This window comes from Micromonospora sp. NPDC048930, assembly GCF_043197935.1.
Taxonomy (GTDB): domain Bacteria; phylum Actinomycetota; class Actinomycetes; order Mycobacteriales; family Micromonosporaceae; genus Micromonospora.
Window position 1 is genome coordinate 663916 of the sequence record NZ_JBICUB010000002.1, and the last position, 13266, is coordinate 677181.

Sequence of the window (13266 nt, forward strand, 5' to 3'; positions counted from 1 at the left end):
GTGGGGGTTAGCGGGGGCGGATGGGGACGACGAGGGGGCCGTGGTCGCCCTGGACGACGCGGACGTGGGCGCGGTAGTGCCGGGCGAGGAGGGGCTCGGTGAGGACCTCCCCGGGCGGGCCCACGGCGGCGACGCGGCCGTCGGCGAGCAGCACCATCCGGTCGGCGTACTCGCCGGCGACGGAGAGGTCGTGCATGGTGGCCAGGACGGTCAGCTCGTGCTCGCGGCGGAGCTGGTCGACCAGCTCCAGCACCTCCTGCTGGTGGCCGATGTCCAGCGCGCTGGTCGGCTCGTCGAGCAGCAGCAGGGTGGCGCCCTGGGCCAGCGCCCGGGCCAGGAACACCCGCTGCCGTTCGCCGCCCGACAGGGTGGCCAGCTCCCGGCGACCGAACGCGGCCAGGTCCAGCCGGTCCAGCACCTCGTGCACCGCGGCCAGGTCCGCCGCCGACTCCCGGCCCAGCGGCGGGATGTACGGGGTGCGCCCGAGCAGCACGTAGTCGAGCACCGACATCCCGGCCGGCACCACCGGGGACTGGGCCACCGTGGCGACAACTCGGGCCCGGTCCCGGCGGCGCAGCGACTGGATGGGCGTACCGAAGAGGGAGACCGCGCCGGGCGCGGGCAGCAGGCCGCCGACGGCGCGCAGCAGGGTCGACTTGCCGGCGCCGTTCGGACCGATCACGGTGACCCACTCGCCCACGGCGACGGTCAGGTCCACGCCGGCCAGGATCGGCGTGCCGCCCAGCTCGACCCGCAGGTCCCGCACCTCGACGGCGGTCATGTGAACACCCGCCGGGAGGTACGCAGCACCAGGACGAAGAACGGGCCGCCGAGCAGCGCGGTGACCACACCGATCGGGATCTCGGCCGGGGCGGCGGCGGTCCGGGCGACCACGTCGGTCAGCGCCAGGAACGCCCCGCCGAAGAGCATCGACAGCGGCAGGATCACCCGGTAGCTGGAGCCGGCGAGCAGCCGGACGGTGTGCGGCACGATGATGCCGACGAAGCCGATCAGGCCGGAGGCGGAGACCGCGGCGGCGGTGCCCAGCGAGGCGGCGGCGATCAGCAGGTAGCGGGAGCGCTGCGGGTGCAGGCCGAGGCTGGTCGCCTCGTCGTCGCCGACCGAGAGCACGTCCAGTTCGCGCCGGTGCAGCAGCACCACCACCGCGGTGAGCACGAAGTACGGCAGGACCAGCCGGACGTCGTGCCAGCCGGCGGTGGCCAGCCGGCCGAGCAGCCAGGAGTAGACCTGCTGGATGCTCTCGGAGTGCCGTTGCAGCAGATACGTCTGCCCGGCGGCGAGGAACGCCGAGACCGCCACCCCGGCCAGGATCAGCGTGGCCGGTGACCGGTCCCGCCCGCCGGCCGCGCCGAGCCCGTACGTCATGGCGACCGCGCCGAGCGACCCGACGAACGCGGCGAGCGGGATGGTGACCGGCATCCCGGTGATCGCCCCGCCGGCTCCGGCGCCCAGCGCGATCACCGCGGTGACCGCGAGCCCGGCGCCGGCCGCCACGCCGAGCAGGTACGGGTCGGCCAGCGGGTTGCGGAAGACGCCCTGGTAGCAGCCGCCGGCCAGGGCGAGCAGCCCGCCGACGAGCAGGCCGAGCACGACCCGGGGCAGCCGCAGCTCGGTGACGATGGCGATCTCCCGCTCGGTGAGCCCGCTGTCCAGGTGCACCCCGGGCAGCAGGTTGAGCAGTTCGGCGGCCACGCTGCCGGGCGGCAGGCTGACCGGGCCGAGCGACACCCCGGCGACCAGCGCGACCAGCACCGCGGCGAGGCCGGCGAGCAGCCAGCGGGTACGCAGCCCGGCCGGCCGGACCGTCGCACCCGATCCGGCCGGGGGCAGGCCGGCCGGCCGGGACGCCTCGCGCGCCCCGGCCGGTCGGTCGGTCGGTTCCGCTGGCCGCACGGTCAGGCTCAGGCCGGCACCTTGGCCGTGGCGTCGACGATCGCCTTGAGCAGGTCGACCACGCGCGGGCCCCAGCGGGAGGCGATGTCGTCGTCGAGGGCGACGATCTGGTTGTTCTTCACCGCGGTGACGCCGGCCCAGCCGGCGCGCGCCTTGACGGTGTCCGGGGTCTGCTTGCAGCACTTGGTGTCGGCCAGGAAGACGAAGTCCGGGTTGGCCTTGACGATGACCTCCTGGGACAGCTGCGGGTAGCCGCCGTTCTTCCCGTCGGCGTCCGCCGGGTCGGCGATGTTCTCCAGCCCGGCGAGGGCGTAGATCGAGCCGATGAAGGTCTTGCTGGTCGCGCTGTACAGCTCCGGGCCCAGCTCGTGGTAGTAGGTGAGCTTCTTCGCCCGCTGCGGCAGGTCCTTGGTGAGCGCCGCGATGTCGTCCCTCATCTTCTTGGTGACCGCGTCCGCCTCAGCCGGGTGGCCGGTGAGCTTCCCCAGGTCGGTGATCTGCTGGTACGTGTCGTCCAGCGTGGTCGCCGCCGGGGTGAGCAGCACCGGGATCTTCAGCGTGGTGAGCTGGTCGACGATCTTGTTGGTGTCGTTCGAGAGCACCACCAGGTCGGGGCTCTTGCCGGCGATCGCCTCGGCGTTCGGCTGGAAACCGGACAGGTCGCTCTTCGGCGCGTCCGGCGGGTAGTTCGACTGGTCGTCGACGGCGGTGACCTGCTTGCCGGCGCCGATGGCGAAGAGCATCTCGGTCGCGCTGGGCGAGAGCGAGACGATCTTCTCCGGGCGCTTCTCCAGGGTCAGCTTGCCGACCGTGACCGGGAAGCTGGCGGCCGCCGAGCTGCTGCCGGCGGCGGGGGTGTCGGTGGCGGTCTTCTCGGCGCAGCCGCCGAGGAGCAGCGCGCCGACCGCGAGGGCGGCGGCGAAGAGCCGGGGGGTACGTCTGGACATCGGTCCTCCTGTCGGTCGAGGAGTGTGGTGCTTCGCCGACAGGGAGCGCCGGGGCGGCCCGTCCGCGAGGCGCCCTTCCTCGAGAGCGCGTGTCGCGACCGACCGCAGGCGACCTGGCTCGTCCCCGCTCCCGGTGGCGGCCGGAGGCCGACGCCGTGCGGGGCATCACAGTTGCGGGACAGCACCGGTTTCGCACCGGCTTCGCTGCGGGTTGGTCGGTAGCACGGTAGCGCACGACCAGCGGAGATCGTCCGGACGGGAGGGGTGGGTGGGGCCCCTGCGGGGCCCCACCCACGGATTCACGGCGGCGGGATCAGCAGTAGGTGCTCTGCTTGCCGATCGCCCGGTACGGGCAGTCGGCGTACTCGGAGAGCAGCAGGACCGCCTCCTTGTTGCGCGAGGTCTGCGCGGGGATCACCTCGTCGGGCGGGTAGAAGCCGCCGCCGGAGGCCGAGCCCGGGTACATCTCGAAGGTGTACGCCCAGATCCGGTGGACGCCCCACATCCAGTCGATGCTGGTGCCGTCGGCGATGTAGAGGTCGCTGGACTGCTCCGGGGTGTAGCCGTTCGTCGCCGCCATCTGCCGGCCGATGGTGGCGAAGGTGTTGTACTGGTCGGCGTTCATGCCGGTGGCGGTGTTGCTGTACGTGTACCCGTACGGCCAGAGCACCAGCTGCGAGTAGGTGTGGAAGTCGATGTTCGCTTTGATCTGCTGCACGCCGCCGACCACCCGGCTGTTGACGAAGTTGCGCAGCGCCGCGGTCTCCGGGGCGGAGAACGCGGAGGGGCCCCGGTAGGTCTCCGACGACGTCGAGCCGGACGAGCCGCCGCAGCAGCCCCACTGGTAGGACCAGTTCCGGTTCAGGTCGGTGCCGACGTACGAGGAGCCGCTGTTGGGCTGCCGGTTCTTCCGCCAGGACCGGTAGGAGCCGGTGGCGATGTCGTACTCGCTGCCGTCCGGGTTGACCGTGGGGACGATCCAGATCTCCCGGGAGTTGACGATGCCGGTGATCCGGGAGTCGGTGCCGTAGCTGTCGGTGAAGAGGTTGAGCAGGTAGATCGCCATCTCGACGGTCAGGTGCTCGCGGGCGTGCTGCTGGGCGTTGAAGAGGATCTCCGGCTCGCTCTCGTCGGTGCCGACGTTGTCGGAGATCTTCACCGCCATCAGGTCCCGGCCCTGGTACGAGGTGCCGATGCTGAGTTTCCGGGCGATGGCCGGATGGTCGGCGACCACCTGGTTCACCACCGCGGTCAACTCCGCGTAGTCGTGGTAGTTCGAGTCGGCGGGCGGGAAGGCGTAGGCGCCGGCCTCGCCCGACGGGGCGGGGGTGGTCTCGCGTTCCAGCCGGAAGCCGAGGCGGGTGATGGCGGCCGCCTCGCTGCGGGTGGCCGAGACGTACAGCCGGCCGTCCTCGACGTGGTCGATGGCGGCGCCGGTGCGTGCGACGGCGGTCCGGTCGGCGAGGGTACGCGGCCCGACCACCCGGTACGCGGTGGCGGCCGGTTCGGGTTCGGGGGCCGGCCGTGCGGAGGCCGGTCCGGTGACGGCGGTGACGAGGGTCAGGCCGACGGCGGCGGCGAGCGCCAGCCGGCGGCGGAGCTGGGACGTGCGGAAGGCCATGGACAACCTCCTCGGGGTACGGGAGATCCCGCTGTCCGCACACTTCACCAGGAGTCACATGGTCATATCAATATTCATCACTGCCTAGGTCCATCCCGACCGGATCCTCACCTCGGCAATGATTTTCCATGCGTTGACCTCTGGCGAAACTTCCTTCCAGGCGCGACAGTGAACGGCAACGATGTCGCTCACCTGTGGAGTTGCCATGGCACTGACCTCCCTGCGCGCCGTCGCCGCCGCCGGCGTCACCGCGCTCGCCCTCCTCGGCACCACGAGTCCCGCCGTCGCCGGGAAGCCGGCCGGCGGCGGCACCGCCGTCACCCACGACGAACAGATCACCTGGCAGGGCTGGTCCGGTGCCGGCTGGTCGACAGGGACCGCCGCGGGCACCACCGCCACCACCGCCGGCCTCACCCTCGGCACCCCGATCGGCACCACCCTTTACCGGGACCCGCACACTGGCACCCGGCGCACCTGGACGTATGGGACGTGGACCTCGCCGCTCACCGAGGTCGGCTTCGGCGCCACCGAACTGATCGCCTCGTGGAACGCCGACACCCCGGCCGGCACCTGGCTCCAGGTCGAGCTCCAGGGCACCTACACCACCGGCACGCAAACCCCCTGGTACGTCATGGGCCGCTGGGCGTCCGGCGACGGCGACATCAAGCGGACCAGCGTCGACAAGCAGGGGGACAAGACCTCCAGCGTCTGGACCGACACCTTCGCCGTCAACAACCCGAGTGCCGGCGTGCTGCTGCGGGCGTACCAGCTCCGGGTCACCCTCTACCGCGACCCGGCGCTGACCGTCTCGCCGGTGCTCCGCTCGGTCGGCGCGATGAGTTCGAACGTCCCGGACCGGTTCACCGTCGCGCCGAGCGCGGGCGGGATCGCCTGGGGCACCGAGCTGGCCGTGCCGCGCTACTCGCAGGAGATCCACGCCGGGCAGTACCCCGAGTACGACGGCGGCGGCGAGGCGTGGTGCTCGCCGACCTCCACGGAGATGGTGGTCGAGTACTGGGGCCGGAAGCCGTCCCCGGCCGACACGTCCTGGGTGGACCCCAGCTACGCCGACCCGACCGTCGACCACGCCGCCCGGATGACCTACGACTACCAGTACCAGGGCGCCGGCAACTGGCCCTTCAACACCGCGTACGCGGCCAGCTTCCCGGGCCTCGAGGCGAAGGTGACCCGGCTGCACTCGCTGGACGAGCTGGAGCACTTCATCGCCGCCGGCATCCCCGTGGTGACCAGCCAGTCCTTCCTCGCCAGCGAGCTGGACGGGGCCGGCTACGGCACCGCCGGCCACCTGATGGTGGTGATCGGCTTCACCGCCACCGGCGACGTGATCGCGAACGACCCGGCCTCCCCCAGCGACGCCGCCGTGCGGCACGTCTACCGGCGCGACCAGTTCGAGCAGATCTGGCTGCGGACCAGGCGGACCACCGCCAGCGGCGGCACCGGCAGCGGTTCCGGCGGGATCGTCTACCTGATCAAGCCGACCGACGTGGCCTGGCCGTCCGTGGCCGGGTCCAGCAACTGGTGATCCATCCCCTCACATCCTCCGGAGTTCCCATGGTCAGACCAGCCCTGCGCGCGGTCGCCCTCGTCGGCGTCGCCGCGCTCACCCTGCTCGGCGCGGCGGCCCCCGCCCACGCCGACAACAACCTGCCCGTCGTGGCGCACGACGAGCAGATCACCTTCCACGAGTTCTCGAAGTATCCCGACTGGCGTGACGGCACCCACCAGGGCACGTACGCCATCCCGGGGTACCGCACCGGCGTCACCATCGCCCAGCCGGCCGGCACCACCGAGTTCACCGACGAGCACACCGGCGCCACCCGCACCTGGGAGTACGCCACCTGGACCTCGCCGGAGCAGCAGATCGGCTTCGACGCCACCGAGCTGGTGGCCTCGTGGAACGCCGAGACCCCGCCCGGCACCTGGCTCCAGGTCGAGCTGCACGGCACCTACAACACCGGCGCGCAGACCCCCTGGTACGTGATGGGCCGCTGGGCCTCCGGCGACCAGGACATCAAGCGGGCCACCCTGGACGGTCAGGGCGACCCCTGGTCGACCATCTGGACCGACACCTTCTCCATCGACGACGCCACGAAGGGCGTGCTGCTGCGGTCGTACCAGCTCCGGCTGACCCTCTACCGGGCACCGGGGCAGGCCGCCTCGCCCCGGGTCTGGATGCTCGGCGCGATGAGCTCGAACGTGCCGGACCGGTTCACCGTCACGCCGAGCAAGGGCGGGATCGCCTGGGGCACCGAGCTGCCCGTGCCGCGCTACTCGCAGAACATCCACATCGGCGAGTACCCCGAGTTCGACAACGGCGGCGAGGCCTGGTGCTCCCCCACCTCGACCGAGATGGTGGTCGAGTACTGGGGCCGGAAGCCCTCGGCCGAGGACACCGCCTGGGTCGACCCGAGCTACGCCGACCCGACGGTCGACCACGCCGCCCGGATGACCTACGACTACGAGTACGAGGGCGCCGGCAACTGGCCGTTCAACACCGCGTACGCGGCCAGCTTCCCGGGCCTGGACGCGCGGGTCACCCGGCTGCACTCGCTGGACGAGGTGGAGCGCTTCATCAAGGCCGGCATCCCGGTCGTGACCAGCCAGTCCTTCCTCGCCAGCGAGCTGGACGGGGCGAACTACGGCACCTCCGGGCACCTCTTCGTGATCGTCGGCTTCACCGCCGACGGTGACGTGATCGTCAACGACCCCGCGTCGTCCTCGAACGACGCGGTGCGCAACGTCTACAAGCGCGCGCAGTTCGAGCAGATCTGGCTGCGTACCAAGCGGCACCGGGCGAACGGCACCGTGGCCTCCGGCTCGGGCGGCATCGCGTACCTGATCAAGCCGGCGGACCGGGCCTGGCCGGTGGTGCCGGGCTCGACCAACTGGTGACCGGACGGGCCCGGCGCCGCTCCCTCGGGGGGCGACGCCGGGCCCGTCGGCCTCAGGGCCGGTGGCAGAGCCCTTGGCCGGCTGCGGCGGAGGACTCCGGCACCGGTCTCAGCTCTGGACCGGCTTGCGCGCGAGCCGGTCGATGATGGCCTCGTCCTCGTCCGGACGCCGGCGGCCGAGAACCGTCCGGACGATCAGGACCACCCAGCCGATCGCGGCGAGCGCCCCGCCCGCGGCGAAGCCGGTGACCAGCAGCCAGGTGCTGCCGCCGGCGGTGGAGAAGACCCCCTTGCCGGCCCCGGTGTCGCGGGCCGCCGTGGTGCCGCCCGTCGTCAGGCCCGCCGGCTCGTCGTAGAGGATGACGTCCTTGCGGGCGGCGCCGCCGCCGCTCGGGACGAAGTCGCCGTGCCACGTGCAGCTCCGCCTGCCGCACTCCTCCCGCACGGCGGTGAAGGTGCCGGGCGTGCCGGCCCCGGACTTCGCCCGCCACGCCGGACCCACGTCAGGTGCGGCGAAGGCCAGCCCCATCACGGCGATGACCGGCAGGCCCACCCAGAGGAAGAACTTCATCCGCCAACTGCTGATCTTCTCGAACACGGGAAGCGACCCTAGCCGGGATCGGCCAGCGTCGCTGCCCCGTTCCCCGGCCGGGGGGTGGATCAGCTCCGGCGGTCGCCGCTCTCGTCCTCGGTGGACTGGTCGTCCCCGGCGAGCGCGGACCGCAGCCGCTCCTTCTCCGCCCGGCGCCGCTCCGACGCCTCGGCCATCTCCCCGGCCATCTCGTCCCGCCAGCCCTTGAGCAGGAAGAACGAGAGCGCGGCGGAGAAGACCAGCGCCAGCATCAGCCGCAGGAACATGTTCATCTCGACGAACCAGAGGGCCGCCAGCACGCCGACGAACAGCCCGATCCGGCCCAGCGTGTACTTGACCGCCGCACTCACGCTCGTACTACTCCGTTCTCCGTCACGGCTCAGCCCGTACGCCGGGCCAGCCAGTGGACGCCAGGAAACCAGACCACCGCGTAGACCACGGTGAAGACCGCCGCGGCCAGCGCGCCGGAGGCCAGCGGCGGCAGCCCGGTGGCGAGACCGGCCGCGACCAGCCCCGCGAACACCCCGAGCGCGAGCCCGGCCAGCGCCGCCACCACCCGGGCCGCACCGAACTCCCAGGCCCGGAAGTCGTCCCAGAAGAGCCAGACCGGCAGGATGACGGCCAGCCAGCCGTTGGTACGCCCGAACCCGCCCCCGCCCAGGGTGGCGAACGCCCACTCGAAGAGCACCAGCGCCAACACCCCGATCACGAGGCCGGCGAGGCTCACCCCGAGCAGGTCGCCCAGGGTGAGGATGCGTCCCTCGGCGTCCCGTCGGGGGAAGCTGCGCTGCGGCTCCTCGGTGCTCATCGGCGCGGTCAGGCCCAGACCTGCTGCGGCTCGGCGCGGCGCTCGGCCAGCGACGGGGCCGCGTCGTACTCGCGGACGGTCTCGTAGCGGGTGTTCCGCTCGACCGGGCGGAAGCCGGCGTCCCAGATCAGGTGCAGCAGGTCGTCCCGGTGCATGGTGTTCGGCGTGCCGTACGAGTCGGCGTCGTGGGTGATCTTGTATTCCACGACCGAGCCGTCGAGGTCGTCCACACCGAAGTTCAACGACAGCTGGGCCACGGAGAGACCGTGCATCACCCAGAAGCACTTGACGTGCGGCACGTTGTCGAAGAGCAGCCGGGAGACGGCGAAGGTCTTCAGCGACTCGGCCGGCGAGGCCATCGTGGTGCGGGCCTGGATCCGGTTACGGATCTTGCCGTCCGCCGAGTCGACGAAGTCGTGCTGGTAGCGCAGCGGGATGAAGACCTGGAAGCCGCCCGTCTCGTCCTGCAGCTCGCGCAGCCGCAGCACGTGGTCGACCCGGTGCCGGGGCTCCTCGATGTGGCCGTAGAGCATGGTCGACGGGGTCTTCATGCCCTTCGAGTGGGCCAGCCGGTGGATCCGCGACCAGTCCTCCCAGTGGCAGGCGTGGTCGACGATGTGCTGCCGGACCTCCCAGTCGAAGATCTCCGCGCCGCCGCCGGTCAGCGACTCCAGGCCGGCGTCCATCAGCTCGTCGAGGATCTCGTCGGCGCTCAGCCCGCTGATCTTCTCGAACCACTGCACCTCGGTCGCGGTGAACGCCTTGAGGTTGACGTTCGGCAGCGCGGCCTTCAGCTCGCGCAGCACCTTCGGGTAGTAGCGCCAGGGCAGCGTCGGGTGCAGGCCGTTGACGATGTGCAGCTCGGTGAGCTGCTCGTCCTCCATCTCCTTGGCCTTACGGACCGCCTCGTCGATGCGCATCGTGTAGGCGTCCTTCTCACCCGGCTTGCGCTGGAACGAGCAGTACGCGCACGAGGCGGAGCAGACGTTGGTGAGGTTCAGGTGCCGGTTGACGTTGAACATCACCCGGTCGCCGTTCAGCTCGGTGCGCTTGTGGTGGGCCAGCCGCCCGAGCCAGGCCAGGTCGTCGCTCTCGTAGAGGGCGATCCCGTCCTCGCGGGTCAGCCGCTCCCCTGCGTAGACCTTCGCCTCGAGCTCGCGCTTGAGTCCGGCGTCCATCGAAAGCCACGTCCCTTCCACCTGCGGTCCCGGTCGAGCGTACGTCGCTCCACCGACCGGCCGGCGGCCCGGTCAACCCCAGCGGCGTACTTCACCGGACGGCCGGGCGATCGTCACCCTCCGCGCATCGACATCCCTGCGTCCGTGAGGTAAGACAGGATGGGGCGGAACACACACTGGTACCGTCCCGGCTCACCGCGCGCACCGAGCGCGGAAGCCACCAGACCGGACGGGGAGCGGAATGGTCGACAGCAGGCGGGGCCGACGGCAGCGACGCAAGGGGCCGGTGGTCTCACCGGTGCTGCGCCCGAAGCTCTGGTCCGCGCTGCTCGGAATGGTCGCGGCCGCCGCGATCGCCACCCCGTCCTGGGCCGACCCGCTGCCCGACGCGGTCCCCGACGCCGGCCTCCGGCCGCCCCAGGTCAGCCTCCAGATCCCCGGCCTGCCGGGATATACCGCGGGCGGACTCGGCAGCACGCCCGGCGTCACCAACCCGGCCGACGGCCCGCTGATCGCCCAGATCAACCAGGCCGACACGCTGGTCGCCCAGCTCGGCGAGACGCTGGAGAAGGTCCAGAGCGAGCGCGACGCCGCGCAGGCCCAGCTCGCCCTCGACGCCGCCGCGCTCCAGCAGGCCCGGGACGCGCTCGCCCAGGCCCAGGAGAAGGCGAGCAACGCCGCCGCCGACGCGGTCAAGGCCGACGCCGCGCTCCCGCCCGGCGAGTGGGGCGACGACCTGCGCGACCTCGCCGCCCTCCAGCGGATCACCCGGGGCGACAAGGCGGAAGGGGCGACCACCGCGGTCGACGGCGAGGTGGCCCGGGCCACCGCCGCGGAGCAGATGGCCCGCGAGGCGTACACCGCGACCGAGCGACGCGTGGCCGAGAAGGTCGCCGAGTACACCAAGGCCGAGGCGGACCTGCACCGGCAGGAAGCCGCCCTGCTCAAGCTGCGCAAGGACAACGCCGCGCGGCTGCTCGAGATCGAGCGGCGCCAGGACGCCGCCGAGCAGGAGCTCGGCAACTCGTACGTGATCAACCAGAGCGTCAGCGGGATGGTCGCCCACCCGACGGCGCTGGCCGCCGTGCGCTACGCCCTCGCCCAGCTCGGCGACCCGTACCTCTGGGCGGCCGAGGGGCCGGACCGCTTCGACTGCTCCGGCCTGGTGCTCGCCTCCTACCAGGCGGCCGGCTACCACGGCCTGCCCCGGGTCTCCCGCGACCAGTACTACGCCACCCGCTCGCGGACCGTCGACCCGAACGCGCTGCTCCCCGGTGACCTGCTCTTCTTCGCCTCCGGTAGCAGCTGGACGAGCATCCACCACGTCGCCATGTACATCGGCAACGGCAGGATGGTCGAGGCGCCGCGGACCGGGGACGTCGTGAAGATCTCGGTGGTCCGGTGGAGCCGGCTCTTCGCCGCCACCCGGGTGGTCGGCGCGGTGCCCGCCCCGGTCACCCCCACCCCGACGCCGAGCCCGTCGAAGACGCCGAAGCCGACGCCCACCTCGCCGTCGCCCAAGCCGACCTCGCCGTCCCCGAGGCCCACCACGCCGTCGCCGACGCCGACCTCGCCGTCGCCGAGCCCGTCGACCTCGCCGTCCCCGTCGCCCACCCCCTCCGACTCGCCGTCCCCGTCGCCGACCGGCACGACGAGCGGGCCGAGCCCGACGAACAGCTCCGCCGGCTCCACCGACCCGTCGACGAGCACGGCGGACACCACCGCGTCCGCCACGAGCAGCGCCGGCTGACCCAACCGTCCACTCCGACTGTGCGGCCGGGTCGGAATGTGGCACGGTGAGAGCCAGGCACTCCCGACCGACGCCACGGTCCGGGGGCGAGCGTTGCCGTGGAGGGGCGAGCATGGGCGAGCGAGAGGTTCCGGCGGAGACGGTCCACCCGGGATCCGCGCCCGACCCCGTCGACCGTCCGGCCGACCCGGGCGTCGACCAACCGGGGCAGGCGGCCGCTGCGGCGGGAGCCGCCGTGGTGGCGCGGGCCCGGGTCAGCGTCGCCGGCGCGGCCGTACCGCCGGCGGCGGAGGAGCGTTCGGGCACCCCGGCCACCCCCAGGACGTACCGGGCGGGCACCCCGGCGGAGCCCGCCGCGCCCCTGCCGCGACGTGAGCCGGTCGCCCCGGTCACGGCCTCGACGTGGTCGGCGTTCGCCGCCGCCGAACGCCCCGGCGCGTCGAAGCCCCCGGTCGGCCCCGTCGGCACCGGCTCCGCTGCCGGCGACGACGCGGGTGCCGGGACCTCAGGGCCCGACGCGGAATCCTCGGCACCCGCGGCCGAGGCCGGCGCCCCGGCGCGGGCCAGCGCCGCCGTGCCGGGACTGAGCCGGGTCTCGGCGGACGAGGTCGCCGCGGCGGGGGTGGCGAAGGCCGGCGGCGCGAAGGTCTACCGCGCCGGACCGGTCAACCCCGAGCCGCCCGAGCCGGCCCAGCCGCCGGAGCCCGCGCAGCCCCCGCCGCCCCCCGGTCCGGAGCCCGAGCCGGCACCGACGCCGGTACCGGGTCCGACCCCGCCGTCGCCGGCACCCCCGGTCCCGGAGCCCGAGCCCCCGTTCCGGCCGACCCCGCCGGTGCCCGCCCCGCCGCCGGGCCCGGTTCCGCCGGTCCCCACGCCGCCACCCGGGCCCACCCCGCCGGCACCGGTCCCGCCGCTGCCCGGGCCGCCGGTACCGCCGCCGGCCCCGCCCGTGCCGCCGCCCCCGCCGCCGCCCGGGCCGATGCCGGCTCCGCCGTTCCCGCCGCCGCCCGCCACCCCGGCGGCCGGGCGCGTGCCGGCGGCCCGGGCGAGCGCGCCGGTCTCCGCCCCGCCGGTCCCGCCCGTCTCCGCTCCGCCCGTGGTGCCGGCGCCCGCCCTGCCCAGCTGGCCACCGTCGACCAGCCCCACGGTGAGCGGCGGCGCGTACCAGGCCAGCCCTCCGCCGGCCACCCGGCCGGCCTACCAGGGCGGCCCCGACCTGGCCGGCACCGCGTACGGGGGCACCGACGGGCCGGGCTTCGCGACGGTCTCGCTCCCGCACAGCAACCCGCTGGACAACTCCGGCTCGCTGACCGGGCACATCCTCGCCCAGGGTTGGGCCGAGGACGCCCCGGCGACCCGGTCCAGCAACACCCGGGTGGTGATCGTGCTGGCCGCCGCGCTGGGCCTGCTGATCGCGATCAGCCTGCTGGTGGTCTTCCTGGCGAACGACGCGTTGAGTGGCATCACGGGCAACATGCTCGACAAGTGACGGGGTGAGCCCGCCCACTACGGGATCGCGGCGCGGTGGCGGTCCCGCCACGCCG

At 73.1% G+C, this 13266-nt stretch carries 11 protein-coding genes and 1 pseudogene; 4 read left to right on the forward strand and 8 right to left on the reverse strand.

All coding sequences use genetic code 11. The annotated features are described in order from the left end of the window. Nucleotides 1-7: 7 nt before the first annotated feature. The 4 genes and pseudogenes from ACGFI9_RS08550 to ACGFI9_RS08565 form a co-directional block, all read right to left on the reverse strand. On the reverse strand, nt 8-781 hold the full coding sequence (locus ACGFI9_RS08550; protein ID WP_393176413.1) for an ABC transporter ATP-binding protein: 774 nt from the start codon (nt 779-781) through the stop codon (nt 8-10). Beyond that, nucleotides 778-1851, reverse strand: a complete 1074-nt coding sequence (locus tag ACGFI9_RS08555; RefSeq protein WP_393176677.1) for a FecCD family ABC transporter permease — start codon at nt 1849-1851, stop codon at nt 778-780. The genes ACGFI9_RS08550 and ACGFI9_RS08555 overlap by 4 nt, the downstream gene beginning before the upstream one ends. Before the next feature lie 71 nt (nt 1852-1922). Continuing rightward, a complete protein-coding gene (locus ACGFI9_RS08560) occupies nt 1923-2861 on the reverse strand; it encodes an ABC transporter substrate-binding protein (protein WP_393176415.1) in 939 nt (312 codons plus the stop codon). A 316-nt stretch (nt 2862-3177) separates the two neighbouring features. Continuing rightward, a pseudogene (locus tag ACGFI9_RS08565) lies at nt 3178-4482 on the reverse strand (M14 family metallopeptidase); the annotation flags it as partial. 205 nt (nt 4483-4687) lie between these two features. On the opposite strand from ACGFI9_RS08565, the gene ACGFI9_RS08570 reads away from it, so the two are divergent. Further along, nucleotides 4688-6025, forward strand: coding sequence for a C39 family peptidase (locus ACGFI9_RS08570; protein ID WP_393176417.1), 1338 nt, complete (start codon nt 4688-4690; stop codon nt 6023-6025). A gap of 29 nt (nt 6026-6054) precedes the next feature. After that, complete coding sequence (locus ACGFI9_RS08575; RefSeq protein WP_393176419.1) at nt 6055-7395, forward strand: C39 family peptidase; 1341 nt, start codon at nt 6055-6057, stop codon at nt 7393-7395. 108 nt (nt 7396-7503) lie between these two features. Here the strand turns inward: ACGFI9_RS08575 and ACGFI9_RS08580 are convergent, their stop codons facing one another. From ACGFI9_RS08580 to mqnE, 4 genes are all read right to left on the reverse strand, one after another. Next, the gene (locus ACGFI9_RS08580) at nt 7504-7992 is read right to left on the reverse strand and encodes a hypothetical protein (RefSeq protein ID WP_393176421.1); all 489 of its coding nucleotides are present in this window, start codon (nt 7990-7992) and stop codon (nt 7504-7506) included. A 62-nt stretch (nt 7993-8054) separates the two neighbouring features. After that, nucleotides 8055-8336: a DUF4229 domain-containing protein gene (locus ACGFI9_RS08585; RefSeq protein WP_393176423.1), complete on the reverse strand. Its 282-nt coding sequence runs from the start codon at nt 8334-8336 to the stop codon at nt 8055-8057. Nucleotides 8337-8365: 29 nt separating this feature from the next. Then, complete coding sequence (locus ACGFI9_RS08590; protein ID WP_393176425.1) at nt 8366-8794, reverse strand: hypothetical protein; 429 nt, start codon at nt 8792-8794, stop codon at nt 8366-8368. Nucleotides 8795-8802: 8 nt separating this feature from the next. Then, on the reverse strand, nt 8803-9972 hold the full coding sequence (mqnE, locus tag ACGFI9_RS08595) for an aminofutalosine synthase MqnE (protein WP_393176427.1): 1170 nt from the start codon (nt 9970-9972) through the stop codon (nt 8803-8805). A gap of 241 nt (nt 9973-10213) precedes the next feature. On the opposite strand from mqnE, the gene ACGFI9_RS08600 reads away from it, so the two are divergent. Together ACGFI9_RS08600 and ACGFI9_RS08605 are read left to right on the forward strand one after the other, a co-directional pair. Then, nucleotides 10214-11722, forward strand: coding sequence for a C40 family peptidase (locus ACGFI9_RS08600; RefSeq protein ID WP_393176429.1), 1509 nt, complete (start codon nt 10214-10216; stop codon nt 11720-11722). Between the two features lie 112 nt (nt 11723-11834). After that, on the forward strand, nt 11835-13211 hold the full coding sequence (locus tag ACGFI9_RS08605) for a hypothetical protein (protein ID WP_393176431.1): 1377 nt from the start codon (nt 11835-11837) through the stop codon (nt 13209-13211). The last annotated feature ends 55 nt before the right edge of the window (nt 13212-13266 follow it).

Bases quoted from the DNA above. Each gene is read 5' to 3' on its own strand.
- ACGFI9_RS08550 (WP_393176413.1), bottom strand. From the start codon at position 781: ATGACCGCCGTCGAGGTGCGGGACCTGCGGGTCGAGCTGGGCGGCACG.
- ACGFI9_RS08560 (WP_393176415.1), bottom strand. From the start codon at position 2,861: ATGTCCAGACGTACCCCCCGGCTCTTCGCCGCCGCCCTCGCGGTCGGC.
- ACGFI9_RS08570 (WP_393176417.1), top strand. From the start codon at position 4,688: ATGGCACTGACCTCCCTGCGCGCCGTCGCCGCCGCCGGCGTCACCGCG.
- ACGFI9_RS08575 (WP_393176419.1), top strand. From the start codon at position 6,055: ATGGTCAGACCAGCCCTGCGCGCGGTCGCCCTCGTCGGCGTCGCCGCG.
- ACGFI9_RS08590 (WP_393176425.1), bottom strand. From the start codon at position 8,794: ATGAGCACCGAGGAGCCGCAGCGCAGCTTCCCCCGACGGGACGCCGAG.
- mqnE (WP_393176427.1), bottom strand. From the start codon at position 9,972: ATGGACGCCGGACTCAAGCGCGAGCTCGAGGCGAAGGTCTACGCAGGG.
- ACGFI9_RS08600 (WP_393176429.1), top strand. From the start codon at position 10,214: ATGGTCGACAGCAGGCGGGGCCGACGGCAGCGACGCAAGGGGCCGGTG.
- ACGFI9_RS08605 (WP_393176431.1), top strand. From the start codon at position 11,835: ATGGGCGAGCGAGAGGTTCCGGCGGAGACGGTCCACCCGGGATCCGCG.